Consider the following 16,892-nt stretch of genomic DNA (forward strand, 5'->3'; position numbering starts at 1 on the left):
GGGTCAAGCTACAAGGGGTTGTTGCCGTGCGGCCGAGCGTCGCTGTCGTCATCGAACAGGATGCGTTCGGCCGCCCCGTCGAGGTCCTCATACTGACCGGCCCGCAGCGCCCACAGGAAAGCAAGCAACGCCGATCCGCCCAGAAACAGCGCCACCGGCACCAGATACAGGAGCATGCTCATCGTGCGGCCTCCGCATTGCGGAACAGGCCCGGCCGACCGGCGACGCGCGCCCCGGCCCTCGGGCTGACAAGCCGCATCGCATTGGCAATCACGATGATGGATGAGCTCGACATCGCAACGGCTGCGATCAGCGGCGTCGCATAACCCAAAACCGCGATCGGCACCGCAACGACATTGTATGCGATGGCCAGGAAGAGATTTTGCCGGATCAACGTGCCGGCACGGCGCGACACGTCGAGTGCCATGGGGATCGCCGAAAGGCTTTCCCGCAGGAAGACGAAATCGGCGGCGTTGCGCCCGACATCGGCCGCACTCGCCGGCGCGAAAGAAACATGGGCCGCGCCCAGCGCCGGCGCGTCGTTGAGGCCGTCGCCGACCATCAGCACCTTGCGCCCCTGTCGCGCAAGTTCATCGATACGCGCCACCTTGCCGGCCGGCAAGAGCCCCGCCGACATCTTCGTTAAACCGAGCTGGCTCGCGACGGCACGGCAGGCAGTTTCCGTGTCGCCGGACAGCATCTCTACCGGCCCCATCCGGTCCTCTAGCGAAGAGATCGTCTCAGCCGCATCCCGCCTCAGCCGGTCCTCGAAGGCGAAAGCGGCGACAGCGACACCATCGCGCGAAAGCACGGTGCCTTCCCCGGTTTCGCTCGCCCAGCCTGTCCGTCCGAGCCGCCATAGCCGGCCATCCGCCCGCCCTTCGACGCCAAAACCCGGATGCTCGACGACATCGCTGAAGGCGACGACGCTGCGGTCGTGCACGGCAATCGCCCGCGACAGCGGATGGCGCGAATGGGCCGCGAGCGACGCCGCCATGGCCAGAAGGCCGGGCTCGATCGCAGCGGCATTCGTCAGCACCGGCTCGCCAAGCGTTAGCGTTCCCGTCTTGTCGAACACGGCCGTGTCGGCTTCGGCCAGCCGCTCCATGGCGCTGCCGTCGCGCACCATCACCCCGCTCTCGAACAGCCGCCGTGCGGCCATCACCTGCACGATCGGCACGGCAAGCCCGAGCGCGCACGGGCAGGTGATGATGAGCACCGCGATCGCCACGGTGGTGGCGCGGTGCCAGTCGCCCGTAGCGATCATCCAGCCGATGAAGGTGGCAAGCGCAGCCAGATGCACAACGGGCGCATAGAGGCCCGAAACCCGATCCGCCAAGCGCCTGTAGCGCGCTCGACCGCCTTCGGCCGCTTCCATCATGCGTACCATCTCGGCAAGGAAGGAATCGGAAGCGCGTGCCGTGGCCTCCAGCGTCAGCGGCCCGGTGAGGTTTAGCATGCCGGCGCGCACGCTCTCGCCCGCTGACACCGCCTGCGGCGCGCTTTCGCCGGTCACCAGCGAGCAATCCAGATCGGAGCTTCCCTGCACGATCCTCGCATCGACCGGAATACGGTCGCCCGCAGCCACCAGCAGCCGCATGCCGGGCTCGATTTCCTCCAGCGGGCTGTAGTCCCGGCTGCCATCCGCATTAAGCACGAGCGCGCCGCGCGGCGACAGCCTCGCAAGGCCCATCACCGCCGTGCGCGCCCTGTTGCGCATGACATGGTCGAGCGTGCGGCCGATCAGGAGGAAGAACAGCAGGGTCACCGCTGCATCGAAATAGGCATGATGGCCGCTATTGACGGTTTCATAGAGGCTGAGCGCGTAGGCGCATGTAATGCCGATGGCGATCGGCACGTCCATGTTCATCCGCCCGTGCCGCAGCGCGCTCCAGGCCGAGCGGTAATAGATGCGTCCGGCAAAGACGAGCGCAGGCAGCGCGATCAGCGCCGAGACCCAGTGAAAGAGGTCGCGCGTTGCGCCCTCCGCGCCGGACCATACGGACACCGAAAGCAGCATGATGTTGCCGGCCGCAAAGCCGGAGACCGCCACCGCACGCAGCAGCTCGGAAAGCGTGTTGTCCTTTTCTTCCCTGCCGTCATCGAAGAGGTTCGGCGGATAGCCAACCCGCGCCAGTGCGTCGACGATCGGCGGCAAGGTCTCGCCGCGCCAGCGAATGCTGACGCGCTTTGTCGATAGGTTCACCCGCGCGCCTTCGACCCCCGGCAGCGCGTCGAGCGCGTGTTCGACGGTGCGGATGCAAGCCCCGCAATGGACTGACGGAACCGACAGCTCCACTTGGCGGACCCCGTTCCCGAGATCGCGCGCGCCAAAACGCAGCTCCTCCTCGGACGGCAGCGCCACCCGGATCGCAGCGACGTCTTCGGCCCCCGGTGCGCAGCAGCTCATCTGACTGCTCCGTCGCGTACGTTCAGGCGGCGGGTTTCGCGATAGGGATGCGCCAACCCCGCTTCGGCCCGCACCTCGACGATCCATGCCCCGTCCGCCAGCGCGACCGGCCCCTTGAGGCTACCGTCGGGCTCCGCGGCCAGTGTTACGACGGTGTCCTCCACATCGTTGACCGGCCGGCGAAAGGTAGCGGTGCCACCCTGCATCGGCTTCATCGCACCGTCAGTATCCGCAAGCGAGAAACGCACCGCGCCGTCCCTGACCGTCAGCGTGGCCGTCCAGCCGAGCGCGGCCTGAGCGCGGCCTTCCTGGGCCTTCCGATTGAACTCCTGGCTGGCGACGTAGGTGTTCTTCACCACCAGCCCCGTCCAGCTCGTGCTTGCGGTCACTGCCATGGTAACGTTGACGGCGATGATGACGCCGAAGAACGCAATCATGATTGCCAGCATATGGAAGCCTGTGAACCCGCCTTGGCTGCCGCTGTCGGTTGTCCTCATCGCATTCACTCCGGACTCTCGAAACTCGTGGTGTAGTCGGCCGCCTCAAGCGTCGACCTGTCCTCCACCGTGAAGCGCAATGCCTGCGCCCCGCCGGCGCCCAGTTCGCGCGGCTGGCGCACATAGATCTTCAGCGATTTCGTACGGTCGGGTTCGAGCGTCACCGGAACCGAGACGCTGTCCGGCAGGTCGATGCCCACAACGTTCATGGTGGCACCCGGAAGGTCGTGCAGGCTGACGAGCACGGTCCGCACCTCTGGCACCTTGTTGAGCAGCTTGACCGTGTAGCCATTGCGGATCGACCCGTCCGACAGCACGACGAATTGCGGGTTGCGGTCGTGGAGAACGTTCATCTCGAGCCTGTCGCGCGTGACGAGGCCATAGACCAGCATCAGCCCAACCAGCGCCCATCCGCCGAAATAGATGAAGGTGCGCGGCCTGAAGATCTTGCGAAGGTGGAAATGCGCGACCGCCTCCGACAGCGCTCCGCCGGCATCGCGCACTTTGGCGGGCTCGATCGCATGCGCGCCGTTGCCGGTGGCTAGCGCCATATTGGCGTTGTAGTCGGCAAGCGTAGCGTAGGAAATCAGGCCACGCTCGCGACCGAGCTTGTCCATCACGCCGTCGCAGGCGTCGATGCAGAGCGCGCAGGTGATGCATTCCAGCTGCTGGCCGTCACGAATGTCGATACCCATAGGGCAGACGACCACGCAGGCATTGCAGTCGACACAATCGCCGGTGGTGATGCCCTGCGCCTGCGCGCGCTTGGCGTGGCGCGAGCGCGGCTCGCCGCGCCAGTCATTGTAGGTGACGGTCAGCGAATGCTCATCCAGCATCGCCGCCTGGATGCGTGGCCACGGGCACATATAGGTGCAGACCTGCTCGCGCATCAGGCCGCCGAACGTGTATGTGGTCGCGGTGAGGATCGCGACGGTGATGTAGGCAACTGGCGCCGCCTGGGCCGTGAAAAGCTCGACGAAAAGCGTTGGCGCATCGGCGAAGTAGAATATCCATGCACCGCCGGTCGCGACCGCAATCGCGATCCAGATCGCGTGCTTGGCAAGGCGCAGGCCCAGCTTGCGCGCGCTCCACGGAGCCTGGTCAAGCTTGATGCGCGCGTTGCGGTCGCCCTCGATCGCGCGCTCGACGACCAGGAAAAGGTCCACCCACACGGTCTGTGGACAGGTATAGCCGCACCATGCGCGCCCGACTGTCGAGGTGACGAGAAAAAGCCCCAGCCCCGCCATGACCAGCAGGCCGGCAACCAAAAAGAATTCCTGCGGCCATATCTCGATGAAGAAGAAATAGAAGCGCCGGTTGGCGAGATCGACCAGCACCGCCTGGTCCGGCGCGTGCGGTCCCCGATCCCAGCGTAGCCACGGAGTCAGGTAGTAGATGCCGAGCGTCACCGCCATCACCAGCCACTTGAAGCTGCGATAGGAACCCGATGCCCGCTTCGGGAAAATCTTGCGGCGCGCGGTATAGAGCGGCTGACGCAGCTTGGCCGAGTTGACGGCTTCGGCCTCGTGCCGCTCGACCTCTATCGTGCCCGACATTCTATTCTCCCGGTGGCATTGCAGCCCACCAGATGCCGCGTCTGTACCGAAACAGCCTTGATCCACGTCAACGGCGAAGCGTTTGCCGCACCTGCGAAAAGGCTCGGGTCCGGCAAGGCCCCCCGCGACCTGCCGGACCCGCTCCCCACTCGGCGATGGCCAAGGTGGGGCCTACTGCCCACCGCCGAGCGAATGGACGTAGACGGTGAGTTCCTTGACCGTGGTTTCGCCCAGGCGATCGATCCAGCCCGGCATGACGCCGTGCCGCGGCGCACGGATCTGGGCGGCGATGTCGGCGCTGGTCGAACCGTAGAGCCAGATCGCATCGGTCAGGTCTGGCGCGCCCAGCGTGATGTCGCCCTTGCCGGCCTCGCCGTGACAGGACGCGCAGTTGTTGGCGAAGAGCTCCGCGCCAGGACCGGAAAGGTCACCGCCCTCGCCAAGCGCCTTCACATGCGTTGCCAGCGCAGTCACCTCGTCACGGCCGAGCATGCCCCCGAAGGCCGGCATCTCCGAAAACCGCGTTTTGCCGTCGGCCTCGAAGCGAATGCCATGGGCGATGGTAACGCGAATGTCCTCCGGCGTGCCGCCCCACAGCCATTCGTCATCGTTGAGGTTCGGATAACCGGCGGACCCGGCAGCCCCCGAACCGTGGCACTGAACGCAGTTCACCTTGAAGGCTGCGGCACCTGCGGAGGTCGCGAACTGGCGAAGCGCTTCGTCGGCGATGATATCCTCGACCGGTGCGGCGGCAACTGCGGCCGCATAATCGGCGCGCGCGGCCACGGCGCCGTCAAGCTCGGTGCGCAGTTCGGCCCGGCTCGAATAGCCGAGCATTCCGTTCGTTGCCGACGAGATGAGTGGCCAGGCCGGATAGGCGATGGTGTAGGCAAGCGCCCACACGATGGTCGCGTAGAAGGTCCACAGCCACCAGCGGGGCATCGGGTTGTCAAGTTCCCTGATTCCGTCCCATTCGTGGCCGGTGGTCGAGATGCCGGTGACGTCGTCGATCTTTTTGTCGCTCATCTCAATCGTCCTTGAGGGGAATACGGGCGGCGTGGTCGGCCTGTTTCCGGCTCCCCGGCCGGAAGGCGAAGACGACGACGCCGATGAAGAACAGTGTCATTGCGAGCAGCGCCCAGGAATCGGCGAACGAACGCATCGCGGTGTAGGTGTCCATCGCGCCCTCCCTCAGCGATAACCGGCGGCTTCGTCATAGGTCGAGAAGTCGACCAGCGTGCCGAGCATCTGCAGATAAGCCACGAGCGCATCCATCTCGGTGAGCGCTGCAGGATTGCCGTCGAAGTCGCCGAGCTTGGCCTTCGGATAGCGCGCTTCCAGGTCGGACGTGGACGCATTGGGGTCGGCCTGTGCCTTCAGGTCGGCCTCGGCATTCTCGATCATCTCGTCGGTGTAAGGCACGCCCACGCGCCGGTTGGCGACGAGATGCGTGGAGAAATCCTCCACCTTGAGCCGCGTGTCCTTCAGGAAGGCGTAGCTGGGCATCACCGATTCCGGCACGACGGAACGCGGCTCGATCAGATGCTGCACATGCCACTCGTTCGAGTAGCGGTCGCCAACGCGGGCAAGGTCCGGCCCGGTGCGTTTGGATCCCCACTGGAAGGGATGGTCGTACATCGATTCCGCCGCCAGGCTGTAGTGGCCGTAGCGCTCGACCTCGTCGCGGAAGGGGCGGATCATCTGCGAATGGCAGACATAGCACCCTTCACGCACGTAGATGTTGCGACCTGCCAGCTCCAGCGGCGAGTAGGGCCGCATGCCTTCCACCTTCTCGATCGTGTTTTCGAGGTAGAAGAGTGGCGCAATCTCGACGATGCCGCCGATCGTCACGACGAAGAGCGAACCCGCCAGCAGCAGCGTGGCATTGCGTTCGAGTATCGCGTGCTTGTCCATCAAAGCCATGATGTGGTTCCTTATTCGGCAGGCTGGAGTGCTGGCACGGGTCTTGCGGCGCTGCCGCCGATGGGCTTCTCCTCACGCTGGTGACCAAGGATGGTCATCGCGATGTTGAAGGCCATCACCAGCGCGCCGGCGAGGTAGAGCGCGCCGCCCGCCGCCCGCATGACGTAGTAGGGGAACATGGCCTGCACGGTTTCGGCGAACGAGTAGACCAGGAAGCCCTGCCCGTCGTACTCGCGCCACATCAGACCCTGCATGATGCCGGACACCCACATCACGGCCGCGTAGATGACGATGCCGATCATCGCGAGCCAGAAGTGCCAAATCACCAGCCGTTCGGAGTAGAGCCGCGGCATGCCCCAGAGCTTGGGCACCATGTGATAGATCGCTGCGAACGAGATCAGACCCACCCAGCCCAGCGCACCGGAATGTACGTGGCCAATCGTCCAGTCCGTGTAGTGGCTGAGCGAATTGACCGCCTTGATCGACATCACCGGGCCCTCGAAGGTCGACATGCCGTAGAAGGCGATGGCTGCGACCATCATGCGGATGATGGGATCGGTGCGGATCTTGTCCCAGGCGCCCGAAAGCGTCATCAGGCCGTTGATCATACCGCCCCAGGAGGGCATCCACAGCATGATCGAGAACACCATGCCCAGCGTCTGCGCCCAGTCGGGCAGCGCGGTGTAGTGCAAATGGTGCGGCCCGGCCCAGATATAGAGGAAGATCAGCGCCCAGAAGTGGATGATCGACAGCCGGTAGGAATAGACGGGCCGGTTCGCCTGCTTGGGCACGAAATAATACATCATGCCGAGGAAGCCCGCGGTGAGGAAGAAGCCGACCGCGTTGTGGCCGTACCACCATTGCGTCAGCGCGTCCTGCACGCCGGCGAAGGCCGAGTAGGAGTGCGAGCCCAGGAGCGAACTCGGCATCGCCAGGTTGTTCACCACATGCAGCATCGCGATCGTCACGATGAAGGCGAGGTAGAACCAGTTGGCGACGTAGATGTGCGGTTCCTTGCGCTTCAGGATCGTGCCGAGGAACACGACGAGATAGGCGACCCAGACAAGCGTCAGCCAGATGTCGACATACCATTCCGGCTCGGCATATTCGCGGCTCTGGGTGATGCCCAGCAGATAGCCGGTCGCCGCCATCACGATGAAAAGCTGGTAGCCCCAGAAAACGAACCAGACGAGGTTGCCGCCAAAGAGGCGGGCCTGCGAGGTGCGCTGCACGACATAAAACGACGTGGCGATCAGCGCGTTGCCGCCAAAGGCGAAGACGACCGCCGAGGTGTGCAGCGGACGCATCCGGCCGAAATTGAACCACGGCTCGATGTTGAAATCCGGGAAAGCGAGCTGCAGCGCTACAACGACGCCCACCAGCAACCCGACGATGCCCCAGAACATCGTCGCGATCGAACCGTAGCGGATCGGCTCGTCCATGTAGGCGGACGGGTTGGCCGGCACGGCCGGCTCGAAGCTGGTGCGCCGCATCAGGATCACTGTGAATGCGGCAAGCGTGAAGAACAGCACCCACATATGCTGCCTGAACGGCGCGTCAACGCCGAAGGCGGCCCCTATCAGGGCTACGAAGGCGAACAGCCCGATCCCTGGTATTGCAGCTCCGAATCTCATTCCCTGGACCCCCGTCGGCGGCATGAACATGCGAACGCTGCTGCACCCATGGCGCGAGCGTCCGGCTGTCACCCATCGCCTGACGCGTCTGCCGCCGCCTTGATTCAGGTCAAGGCGCGCGAGTGGAGGTGACGCGACATCTGCGTTCGAACGGAGGTCCGCGCCATGCAGACAGATACAGCGCCCCGCTACACCAGCTATCCCACAGCCCCGCATTTCCATGCAGGCGTGGACGCCGACGAGGTGAAGGGCTGGATCGCCGCACTGCCTTCGGGCGAAATGCTGTCGCTTTACGTGCACATCCCGTTCTGCGATCGCCTCTGCTGGTTCTGCGCCTGCCATACCAAGCAGACACGTCGCTACGAACCGGTCGCCGCCTTCCTCGAGGCGTTGCAGAAGGAGATCGAGACCGTCGGCGCGCTGGCCGGTAACGATACCCAGGTCGCCGCGCTCCACTTCGGAGGCGGATCGCCGACGCTGCTGACACCCACCGACATTGTTGCCTTGATGGCGACTTTGCGGAAGAGTTTCGCTTTTGCGGCCGACGCATCGATCAGCGTCGAGATCGATCCCAACGACATGGACGAGCCGAGGCTCGATGCGCTTGCCGCGATCGGCCTGACCCGCGCCAGCCTTGGCATCCAGGATTTCGACGAGCGCGTGCAAAAGGCGATCAACCGCGAACAGAGCTTCGAGGCGACGCGTGCGGTGGTCGACGGCCTGCGCGATCGCGGCGTTGGTTCGGTCAATCTCGATATGCTCTACGGCCTGCCGCACCAGACACGGGAAAGCCTCGCCGCAACCGTCGACAAGGTGCTGTCACTGCATCCCGACCGCATCGCGCTTTTCGGCTACGCGCATGTGCCTTGGTTCAAGAAGCACCAGACGATGATTGACGAGGCGGCGCTGCCCGACGCGGAAGAAAGGCTCGCGCAATACGAACTGGCCGCCCGCCTGATTAAGCGTGCGGGCTATGTGACGATCGGTCTCGACCACTTCGCGTTGCCGGAGGATTCCCTTGCCGTGGCCGCAAAGGCCGGATCGCTGCGCCGCAACTTTCAGGGCTATACCGACGACGACTGCGAGACGCTGATCGGGCTTGGCCCGTCCTCTGTCAGCCGCTTCCGCGAAGGCTACGCCCAGAACCTGCCCGCCACAGCCGAATATGAACGGCGCGTGCGGGCAGGCTCGCTTGCGACCGCCAGAGGCATCGCCCTGTCGGACGACGACCGCCTGCGCGCCTGGACGATCGAGCGGCTGATGTGCGACTTCGGCTTCAGCGTACCGGAAGCCACCACGCGTTTCGGCGCTGCCGCAAGAACCATCCTTGCCGAGGCGGCCGCGATGGCGCAGGAACCGGAACCGCTTCTGCTGCGCGACGGCGAGAGGTTCGTCATCCCTTCCGCCCGCCGCCCGTTGGTCCGGCTTGCCGCCGCGCGCTTCGACCGCTATTTCGCCAGCGGCACGGCACGGCATTCCGCCGCCGTCTGAAGCGTCTTCATCTTGACTCCCTGTGGCCCCTCCTGTATCGGGACCGCAAATCCGGCGTGGAGTCTCTCCGCGCCGGTCGTTCTTTGCGCGAACATGGCGCTGTGGGACGCACTCCCGAAACCGACTGACAAAAAGACGGCCGGACCGCATTGCGGTCGCTGGAGGCCGGACGAACAGCGAAAGGCAGAATAATGTTCGCAGTCATCAAAACCGGCGGCAAGCAGTACCGCGTCGCCGCCGACGATGTGTTGAAGATCGAGAAGGTGGTCGGCGAAGTCGGCGATATCGTAACGATCGGCTCCGTGCTGGCCTTCGGCGAAGGCGAGAACGTGACCATCGGCGCGCCCTTCGTGGATGGCGCTTCGGTTGCCGCCGAAGTCGTTGCGCAGGGCAAGGCTCCGACGGTCATCGCGTTCAAGAAGCGCCGCCGCCAGAACTCGCGCCGCACGCGCGGCCATCGCCAGCTGCTCACCACGGTGCGCATCTCGGAAATCCTGACCGACGGCGCGAAGCCCTCGAAGAAGGCTGCCGCCAAGAAGGAAGCACCGAAGGCGGACGCCAAGAAGGACGAGGCTCCGAAGGCCGAAGCCGCCAAGGCCGAGACCGCTGCCGCGGCGCCCCTGTTCAAGGCGCCGAAGGGCAAGGGCGACGACCTGACGGAGATCAAGGGCATCGGCCCGGTGGCTGCCGGCCAGCTCAACGAGCAGGGCATCACCACCTTCAAGCAGGTGGCCGGTCTCTCCGACGAGGACATCGTCCGCATCGACGAGGCGATGCCTTTCAGCGCCGACCAGATCAAGGACTGGCGCGAGCAGGCCAAGGAGCTGGCGAAGTAATTTCGCCTGGTGATTGAAATTTCCCGCGAAAGCGGGCATTGAGAGATTGAGGCGCTCGTCAGGGCGCAAAGGAGCACTACGATGGCACACAAGAAAGCTGGCGGTTCTTCGCGCAACGGTCGCGACTCCGAGTCCAAGCGCCTTGGCGTCAAGAAGTTCGGCGGCGAATCGGTCGTGGCCGGCAACATCATCATCCGTCAACGCGGCACCAAGTGGCACCCGGGCGTGAACGTCGGCATGGGCAAGGACCATACCCTTTTCGCACTCGAGGAAGGCGCCGTTTCCTTTGCACGCAAAGCAAATGGCCGAACCTACGTGTCGGTAAACCCGATTACGGAAGCAGCGGAGTAAGCCGGATCCGCACCAAGACACCGGCGCCCCATCTCGGGACCGGTGTCCGGACAGTCCGGAAAAAGGAACAGGGGAGATGGGTCGCCATCTCCCCTTTTTCATTTTCATCTGGAGGACTGACCCATGGTTGCCGAGAAGGAAGACGTCGAGGACGAGAGTCTGCACATAGACTGCCCGGTCCTGGTGACGGAGCGGCTCGTGCTACGCCCGCCGCACAAGGACGACGTGCCGGAGCTGGTCGAACTCGCCAACAACCGCAAACTCGCCGAGATGCTGGGGCGCATGCCCCATCCCTACACCCAAAACCACGCCCACACCTTCCTGGAAGGCACCCGCAATGGCGCGATCGCCGGCTGCACCTATGCCGTAACGCTGGCCGATAACGGTGCTTTCCTGGGATGTGCGGGCCTGCATCCGCGCAGCCAGGGGCTCGAGCTCGGCTACTGGATCGGCGAGCCCTACTGGGGCCGCGGTTACGCGACCGAGGCTGCACATGCACTTGTCGATCTCGCCTTCCGGGCTACGCTGATCGACCGTCTGTACGTCTCCTGCCGCGTCATCAACTCCGCGTCGCGGCGCGTGATCCACAAATGCGGTTTCCAGTATTCCGGTCAGGGCATGCTGGAATCCGTCTATGCCGGGCGCGTGCCCACGGAGCGCTACGCGCTCGACCGCGCCACCTGGGTCAGTCTCAGGAGCTGGGGACAGGTTTGAGCGATCGCTCCGGCCGCTCACGCGGCCGGAGCGCACTTACGCTGACGGTGTGCCAAACATTGTCTCGGACGTGGAATTTCTTTTCTTCTGCCTGTAGACCTATGCCTGCTATCCCGCTGACATTCGAACAAGGGAACAGGCCATCGTGGCAGTCAAATCCGCAAAAGTTCGCGCGCATAGCGCCACGGCCGCTTCCTGCACCGTTACCAACGACCGCGACAAGGTGATCGAGGCGGTCTTCTCACCCAAGGCCGACGGCTTCACGCCGCTGGAAATCCAGGCAGCGGCACTGGCCGCCTGCATCGCGGCAAGCATCCGAATCGCCGCCCGCGCCATGGATGTGGGCCAACTGGGCGAGATCGACGTCGAGGTCGAGGCGATCAAGGCCGAGGACGAGCCGAGCCGGCTCGGCCGCTTCGAGGCTTCCGTCACCTTCTCCGATCCGCTCGACACCGACGTTCAGGACCGCCTGATCCACGCGGCCGAAGACATCTGCACAATCAGCAACACGCTCCGCGCCGGCGACACTGTCGTAGCCGGCCGCCGGGCATAGGCAGCACGCCATTACAGGAGAGTTCCCCATGCGTCGTCTCGTATTGTCCCTCGCGCTGGCGTTGTCGGTCGCGCCCGCCCATGCGTTCACCGTCGCCGAATGGCTGGCGCACGAGGTGCCGGCCGCCGAGCCGGAAATCGCCTATGACGGCGATCCGGTGACGATGAAATTCTCCTCGCCGAACCCGGCCGCATCGCTGGTGCCGGAAGTCTGGACCAAGGGCTTCAAGTGGCTGAACGAGGCGACCGACGGCAAGCTGACGATCGAGGAATATCACGGCGGAACCCTGCATGCCGCGGCCGACGGCTGGCGCGCCGTGCGCAACAGGGTCAGCGACTATGCGGCCTGCTACACCTCCTATGAAGGCAGCGGCTTCCCGCTGCACAAGGCGATCGAGATGCCCTTCGTGACGCCGTCCAACCCGGTGGCGGCCACCCGCATCATCCAGGAGCTGGCGCCGAAATATTTCGTGCCGGAATGGGAAGGCCGCGGCGTGCTCTACGGATACACCGTGATCGCCGGCGTCTCCGACATCATGAGCAACAAGCCGATCCGCACGCCGGAAGACATGAAGGGCCTGCGCGTCATCGCCCAGGGCTTCCCGCCGGAGGCCGCCGAGGCGCTCGGCATCACCACGCTGAACATCCCCTTCCCGGAAATCTACACGGCTTTCCAGCAGGGCATCGCCGACGCGGTGATCTGGGTCGATCCGGGTTTCGTGCCGTTCAAGATCTACGAACTGGCGAAATATCACACCAGCCTCGGCCTCACCGCCCAGCATATCGACACCTGCATCAACCGTGACGCCTACGCCGGCCTGCCCGATGCGCTGAAGCCGGTCTTCGGCCAGTTCCAGCAGAATATCGCCCATGCGGTGAGCCAGCGCCTCGGCGTCGAGTTCCGCGAACAGGCACTCAAGACCTATGCCGACAACGGCGTCGAGCTGATCGAGCTTTCAGACGAGGAGAAGAAGACCTGGCAGGATGCTCTGCAACCGGTTCTCGACACCTGGATCGAAGCGCGCGAGGCGGAGGGTCTACCGGCCCGCGAACTGGTCGAGGACATCCGTCGCCTCGGTGCGGAATATGGTGACAAGAGCGCTGAGGAAATCTTCGAGATGACCGTCAACACGCCCGTCGAAGGGCTGCTGCCCGCGGCCCAGTAAATGCAGCGTATCGTCGACTTCCTGGAAGGCTGGGTCGCCTATCTGCTTCTGCCCGGGCTGGCCTTGCTGGTGGGAGCCGATGTGGTGCTGCGCTACGTGCTGAACCTGCCGTTGCGGTGGGGTAACGACGTCAAGGAGCTGTTGCTGCTGCTTGTCGTCGTCGGCGCCCTGCCGGGCGTCAGCCTCGCCGACCAGCATATCCGCGTCGGCTTGCTCGACCGCCTGTTTCGCAATCGGGCCGGCCGGGTCTGGATCGCGTTGCGCCATCTTCTGACGGGGATGGTCGCCGTTGCCATTGCCTATGCGGTGCTGCTGATGGCGCTCGACATGTATCGCTATGGCGACCGTGCCGAGATGATCGCCATCAGCTTCTGGCCGTTCGCCGCCTTCGTCACGCTGGCAGCCGCCCTGTCGGCGCTGGCCGAGTTTGTCCGCGCGGTCCGCGCGCTGAAAGAGAACCGCTGATGGACCCGTTGACGCTCGGCATCGTCGTGCTTGCCGCCATGCTCGTCGTCGTCCTGTTGGGTCTGCCGGTCGGCTACGCCCTGCTCGGCGCCGGCACCATCGGCTACGCGTTGCTTTCCGGCCCCTCCCAGGCCCTCACCCAGGTCGGCCTGGCACTGTGGGACAACGGTACCAACTTCCTGTTCATCGCCGTGCCGCTCTTCATCCTGATGGGACAGCTCATCTTCCACGCCGGTCTCGCCGAGGACATCTTCTCGCTCGCCCAGCGTGCGTTACGGCGCCTGCCCGGCGGGCTCGGCGTCTCGACCGTGCTTGCCTCCGCCGGCTTCGGTGCCGTTACCGGCTCCAGCGTCGCCGCGGTGGCGACGATTGGCAACATCGCCGTGCCCCAGATGATCAAGCGCGGCTACAGCGACAAGCTCTCGACGGCAACGGTGGCAAGTGCCGCCACGCTCGCCATCATCATCCCGCCCAGCGTGCCGTTGGTCATCTACGGCGTCTGGAGCGAGACCTCGATCGGTTCGCTCTTCATCGCCGGCATCGTGCCCGGCCTTGTGCTTATGCTCGCCTTCGTCGCGACCGTGATGCTGCAGCGCCGCCAATACGCCGCCGCAACCCGGGCAGAACCCGCCGTCGCCGATCGACCTCTTTCGGCTCATGCGGTGGGGCTGGTTTCGGTGGTCGTGATTTTCGTTATCGTCATCGGCGGCATCTATGCCGGCGTCTTCACGCCCACCGAAGCCTCGGGCGTGGGCGTTATGAGCGTCCTCGTCATCGCGCTTGTCAGCCGCCGCCTCGGCCTGACGATGATGCGCGATGCGTTGAAGGAAACGATCCGCACCTCGGCTGCGATCTTCCTGATCCTTACCGGCGGCATCATCCTGTCGCGCTTTCTCGTCCAGACCCGGCTGACGGATGCCGTGGTCGGCCTCGTGTCCGACCTGGACGCGTCGCCGCAGGTGATCCTTCTGGCGCTGGCGCTTGTCTACCTGCTGCTTGGCGCCATCATGGACACGTTCGGCATGCTGATCCTAACGCTGCCGCTCGTGCTGCCCATTACCATCGCACTCGGCTACGACCCGATCTGGACCGGCATCTATCTGACGATCCTGATGGAGATCGCCATGCTCACGCCACCGATCGGGCTCAACGTCTTCGTGCTCGAGCGTGCCACCGGCGTGCCGGCAAGCCGCATCTTCGCCGGCGTCTGGCCTTTCGTGGCCGCCTCGCTCGCAGTCGTGGTCCTGCTGGTCTTCTTTCCGCAGCTCGCCACCTGGCTGCCGCAGACGATGCGCTAACCCAGCTCCACCCAGACCGGACGATGGTCGGACCCGACCGCTTCCGTGTCGACCCGGCAGGACCTCACCTTCGACGCCAGCAGCGGATGCACGAAGCAGTAGTCGATGCGCTTGTGCATGCTGTTGTCAGCGGGGTCTTCGAGATTGACGCAGGTCGGCCGCTTGTCTCCGCCCTCGCACAGCCCGGCATCGACGGCATAACGCGCCACCAGTGGGGTGCCGAATTCGTGGTCGGGCATGCCGGCAACGATATGATATTCGGGCGAGCCTTCGAGCATGTTGAAATCGCCCATCAGCACATAGGCCTCGGGCGTCGGCGGTTCGGGGAAGCCCATCTCCGAGATGCCGCTGATCGCCCCACCTTCCAGCGTATAGGACAGCATGCGCTCCATCAGGAAACGAAGCTGCGCAGCACGCTCATCGGCGCCGCGATGGTCGAGATGCAGCGAATAGAACCGCACCGGGCCGAACGGCGTATCGATCATGGCCTCGAGCGCGCCGCGCTGGAGATTGACCTTGTCGTAGCTGCGCGTGCGGGGCAGAAGCAGGTTGCGCGACAACAGGATCGGCGTCTTGGACAGGATCATGTTGCCGAACTGGAGCCGCACGTCGACAGCCTTGCCATCCTTGACGTGGCTGGCGATCTCGGCCTCGAAATTGGGACCGTAGGCGGCAAAATAGTCCGGCAGCAGGCTGCGTATGTCGGCGACGAGGTCGCGCCCTTCGTTCATCGGGCTGTTACGCGTAACCTCCTGCAGGCAGATCACATCTGCGCCGCGCACGGCGTCAATGATGCGCTCTAGATCGAACCGGGCGTCCTGGCCGAAGCCGAACTGGATGTTGTAGCTGACGCATTTCATGCCGTTTCGACCCCCGGTCCTGGTTTTCGAGCGTGATTCCGCGCATTACATGCGCTAGTGGTCCGTTCCAGAACAGAAGAAGAAGCAGACTGTCAATCCGATGAAATTTCTCGATCAGGCGAAGGTCTATATCCGCTCCGGCGACGGCGGGGCCGGCTCGGTCTCATTCCGTCGCGAGAAGTTCATCGAGTTCGGCGGTCCGGACGGCGGCGACGGCGGGCGTGGCGGCGATGTCTGGGCCGAGGCCGTCGACGGCCTCAATACGCTGATCGACTATCGCTACCAGCAGCACTTCAAGGCCAAGACCGGCACCCACGGCATGGGCCGCAACCGCACCGGCGCCAAGGGCACGGATGTGACGTTGAAGGTGCCCGCCGGCACCCAGGTCTTCGAGGAGGACAACGAAACGCTGATCTGCGACCTGACCGAGGTCGGCCAGCGCTTCCTGCTCGCCAAGGGCGGCAATGGCGGCTTCGGCAACCAGCATTTCAAGACCTCGACCAATCAGGCCCCGCGGCGGGCCAATCCCGGCCTGCCCGGCGAGGAGCGCGCGATCTGGCTGCGCCTCAAGCTGATCGCGGACGCCGGGCTGGTCGGCCTGCCCAACGCCGGCAAGTCGACCTTCCTGGCGACCGTCACGGCGGCCAAGCCGAAGATCGCCGACTATCCCTTCACAACGCTGCATCCGGGTCTCGGTGTCGCGCGCGTGGACGCGCGCGAATTCGTCATTGCCGACATTCCGGGCCTCATCGAAGGCGCACACGAGGGCATCGGCATCGGCGACCGCTTCCTCGGCCATGTCGAGCGCACGCGCGTTCTCCTTCATCTGGTCTCGGCGCAGGAAGAGCACCCGGGCAAGGTCTACAAGACCGTGCGTGCGGAGCTCGAGGCCTACGGCCATGGCCTTGCGGAAAAGCCGGAAATCGTCGCGCTCAGCCAGGTCGACACGCTGGACCCTGACGCTCGCAAGAAGAAGGTCGCTGCCTTGAAACGCGCCTGCGGGCACGCGCCGATCCTGCTCTCCGCCGTCACCCGCGAAGGCGTGGAAGAGACCCTGCGCGCGTTGATGGGCGTCGTCGAGGACGCCCGCTCAGAAGAAGCGCCCGTCGAAGACACCCGCTGGATTAAGTAGCGCCGGA

The 16,892-nt window shown here is 64.7% G+C and carries 18 protein-coding genes; 9 read left to right on the forward strand and 9 right to left on the reverse strand.

Going from position 1 to position 16,892, the window contains the following annotated elements; genetic code table 11:
• Positions 1-8 precede the first annotated feature (8 nt).
• The 8 genes from ccoS to ccoN form a co-directional block, all read right to left on the reverse strand.
• Positions 9-182, reverse strand: coding sequence for a cbb3-type cytochrome oxidase assembly protein CcoS (gene ccoS, locus V1479_RS00285; protein WP_368801170.1), 174 nt, complete (start codon positions 180-182; stop codon positions 9-11).
• Positions 179-2,410 (reverse strand): cation-translocating P-type ATPase, encoded by a 2,232-nt coding sequence (locus V1479_RS00290; RefSeq protein ID WP_368801171.1) that lies wholly within the window; start codon positions 2,408-2,410, stop codon positions 179-181. Before V1479_RS00290 ends, ccoS begins: the two co-directional genes overlap by 4 nt.
• Entirely contained in the window at positions 2,407-2,907 is a 501-nt protein-coding gene (locus tag V1479_RS00295; RefSeq protein WP_368801172.1) for a FixH family protein, read from the reverse strand. The genes V1479_RS00290 and V1479_RS00295 overlap by 4 nt, the downstream gene beginning before the upstream one ends.
• 5 nt (positions 2,908-2,912) lie before the next feature.
• Complete coding sequence (gene ccoG, locus V1479_RS00300; RefSeq protein ID WP_368801173.1) at positions 2,913-4,463, reverse strand: cytochrome c oxidase accessory protein CcoG; 1,551 nt, start codon at positions 4,461-4,463, stop codon at positions 2,913-2,915.
• Between the two features lie 171 nt (positions 4,464-4,634).
• Complete coding sequence (gene ccoP, locus V1479_RS00305) at positions 4,635-5,489, reverse strand: cytochrome-c oxidase, cbb3-type subunit III (protein ID WP_368801174.1); 855 nt, start codon at positions 5,487-5,489, stop codon at positions 4,635-4,637.
• 1 nt (position 5,490) lies between these two features.
• Positions 5,491-5,643: a cbb3-type cytochrome c oxidase subunit 3 gene (locus tag V1479_RS00310; RefSeq protein ID WP_173189065.1), complete on the reverse strand. Its 153-nt coding sequence runs from the start codon at positions 5,641-5,643 to the stop codon at positions 5,491-5,493.
• A gap of 11 nt (positions 5,644-5,654) precedes the next feature.
• Positions 5,655-6,386 carry a cytochrome-c oxidase, cbb3-type subunit II gene (ccoO, locus tag V1479_RS00315; protein WP_173189063.1) on the reverse strand — a complete coding sequence of 244 codons (732 nt, stop codon included), beginning with the start codon at positions 6,384-6,386 and terminating at the stop codon, positions 5,655-5,657.
• An 11-nt stretch (positions 6,387-6,397) separates the two neighbouring features.
• Entirely contained in the window at positions 6,398-8,020 is a 1,623-nt protein-coding gene (ccoN, locus tag V1479_RS00320; RefSeq protein ID WP_368801175.1) for a cytochrome-c oxidase, cbb3-type subunit I, read from the reverse strand.
• Positions 8,021-8,185: 165 nt separating this feature from the next.
• Here ccoN and hemN point away from each other — a divergent pair, with 165 nt between their 5' ends.
• From hemN to V1479_RS00360, 8 genes are all read left to right on the forward strand, one after another.
• Positions 8,186-9,511, forward strand: coding sequence for an oxygen-independent coproporphyrinogen III oxidase (gene hemN / locus V1479_RS00325; protein WP_368801176.1), 1,326 nt, complete (start codon positions 8,186-8,188; stop codon positions 9,509-9,511).
• 191 nt (positions 9,512-9,702) lie between these two features.
• Positions 9,703-10,347, forward strand: a complete 645-nt coding sequence (locus V1479_RS00330; RefSeq protein ID WP_368801177.1) for a 50S ribosomal protein L21 — start codon at positions 9,703-9,705, stop codon at positions 10,345-10,347.
• An 81-nt stretch (positions 10,348-10,428) separates the two neighbouring features.
• Positions 10,429-10,698 carry a 50S ribosomal protein L27 gene (rpmA, locus tag V1479_RS00335; protein WP_173189055.1) on the forward strand — a complete coding sequence of 90 codons (270 nt, stop codon included), beginning with the start codon at positions 10,429-10,431 and terminating at the stop codon, positions 10,696-10,698.
• A 123-nt stretch (positions 10,699-10,821) separates the two neighbouring features.
• Positions 10,822-11,412: a GNAT family N-acetyltransferase gene (locus tag V1479_RS00340; protein ID WP_173189053.1), complete on the forward strand. Its 591-nt coding sequence runs from the start codon at positions 10,822-10,824 to the stop codon at positions 11,410-11,412.
• Between the two features lie 145 nt (positions 11,413-11,557).
• Positions 11,558-11,965: an OsmC family protein gene (locus tag V1479_RS00345; protein ID WP_368801178.1), complete on the forward strand. Its 408-nt coding sequence runs from the start codon at positions 11,558-11,560 to the stop codon at positions 11,963-11,965.
• A gap of 28 nt (positions 11,966-11,993) precedes the next feature.
• Positions 11,994-13,130: a TRAP transporter substrate-binding protein DctP gene (dctP, locus tag V1479_RS00350; protein WP_368801179.1), complete on the forward strand. Its 1,137-nt coding sequence runs from the start codon at positions 11,994-11,996 to the stop codon at positions 13,128-13,130.
• Positions 13,131-13,595 carry a TRAP transporter small permease gene (locus V1479_RS00355; protein WP_368801180.1) on the forward strand — a complete coding sequence of 155 codons (465 nt, stop codon included), beginning with the start codon at positions 13,131-13,133 and terminating at the stop codon, positions 13,593-13,595.
• On the forward strand, positions 13,595-14,893 hold the full coding sequence (locus tag V1479_RS00360; RefSeq protein WP_368801181.1) for a TRAP transporter large permease: 1,299 nt from the start codon (positions 13,595-13,597) through the stop codon (positions 14,891-14,893). The genes V1479_RS00355 and V1479_RS00360 overlap by 1 nt, the downstream gene beginning before the upstream one ends.
• Here V1479_RS00360 and V1479_RS00365 read toward each other — a convergent pair.
• Positions 14,890-15,753: an endonuclease/exonuclease/phosphatase family protein gene (locus V1479_RS00365; protein ID WP_368801182.1), complete on the reverse strand. Its 864-nt coding sequence runs from the start codon at positions 15,751-15,753 to the stop codon at positions 14,890-14,892. The genes V1479_RS00360 and V1479_RS00365 overlap by 4 nt on opposite strands.
• 100 nt (positions 15,754-15,853) lie before the next feature.
• Between V1479_RS00365 and obgE the strand changes: the two genes are divergently transcribed.
• The gene (gene obgE, locus V1479_RS00370) at positions 15,854-16,885 is read left to right on the forward strand and encodes a GTPase ObgE (protein ID WP_368801183.1); all 1,032 of its coding nucleotides are present in this window, start codon (positions 15,854-15,856) and stop codon (positions 16,883-16,885) included.
• The last annotated feature ends 7 nt before the right edge of the window (positions 16,886-16,892 follow it).

The sequence above is a fragment of the Neoaquamicrobium sediminum genome (assembly GCF_040970315.1).
Lineage (GTDB): Bacteria > Pseudomonadota > Alphaproteobacteria > Rhizobiales > Rhizobiaceae > Aerobium > Aerobium sediminum.

Excerpts from the sequence above, each read along its gene's own strand:
- ccoS (WP_368801170.1), bottom strand. The coding sequence starts at position 182 with ATGAGCATGCTCCTGTATCTGGTGCCGGTGGCGCTGTTTCTGGGCGGA.
- V1479_RS00290 (WP_368801171.1), bottom strand. The coding sequence starts at position 2,410 with ATGAGCTGCTGCGCACCGGGGGCCGAAGACGTCGCTGCGATCCGGGTG.
- V1479_RS00295 (WP_368801172.1), bottom strand. The coding sequence starts at position 2,907 with ATGAGGACAACCGACAGCGGCAGCCAAGGCGGGTTCACAGGCTTCCAT.
- ccoG (WP_368801173.1), bottom strand. The coding sequence starts at position 4,463 with ATGTCGGGCACGATAGAGGTCGAGCGGCACGAGGCCGAAGCCGTCAAC.
- ccoP (WP_368801174.1), bottom strand. The coding sequence starts at position 5,489 with ATGAGCGACAAAAAGATCGACGACGTCACCGGCATCTCGACCACCGGC.
- V1479_RS00310 (WP_173189065.1), bottom strand. The coding sequence starts at position 5,643 with ATGGACACCTACACCGCGATGCGTTCGTTCGCCGATTCCTGGGCGCTG.
- ccoO (WP_173189063.1), bottom strand. The coding sequence starts at position 6,386 with ATGGCTTTGATGGACAAGCACGCGATACTCGAACGCAATGCCACGCTG.
- ccoN (WP_368801175.1), bottom strand. The coding sequence starts at position 8,020 with ATGAGATTCGGAGCTGCAATACCAGGGATCGGGCTGTTCGCCTTCGTA.
- hemN (WP_368801176.1), top strand. The coding sequence starts at position 8,186 with ATGCAGACAGATACAGCGCCCCGCTACACCAGCTATCCCACAGCCCCG.
- V1479_RS00330 (WP_368801177.1), top strand. The coding sequence starts at position 9,703 with ATGTTCGCAGTCATCAAAACCGGCGGCAAGCAGTACCGCGTCGCCGCC.
- rpmA (WP_173189055.1), top strand. The coding sequence starts at position 10,429 with ATGGCACACAAGAAAGCTGGCGGTTCTTCGCGCAACGGTCGCGACTCC.
- V1479_RS00340 (WP_173189053.1), top strand. The coding sequence starts at position 10,822 with ATGGTTGCCGAGAAGGAAGACGTCGAGGACGAGAGTCTGCACATAGAC.
- dctP (WP_368801179.1), top strand. The coding sequence starts at position 11,994 with ATGCGTCGTCTCGTATTGTCCCTCGCGCTGGCGTTGTCGGTCGCGCCC.
- V1479_RS00355 (WP_368801180.1), top strand. The coding sequence starts at position 13,131 with ATGCAGCGTATCGTCGACTTCCTGGAAGGCTGGGTCGCCTATCTGCTT.
- V1479_RS00360 (WP_368801181.1), top strand. The coding sequence starts at position 13,595 with ATGGACCCGTTGACGCTCGGCATCGTCGTGCTTGCCGCCATGCTCGTC.
- V1479_RS00365 (WP_368801182.1), bottom strand. The coding sequence starts at position 15,753 with ATGAAATGCGTCAGCTACAACATCCAGTTCGGCTTCGGCCAGGACGCC.
- obgE (WP_368801183.1), top strand. The coding sequence starts at position 15,854 with ATGAAATTTCTCGATCAGGCGAAGGTCTATATCCGCTCCGGCGACGGC.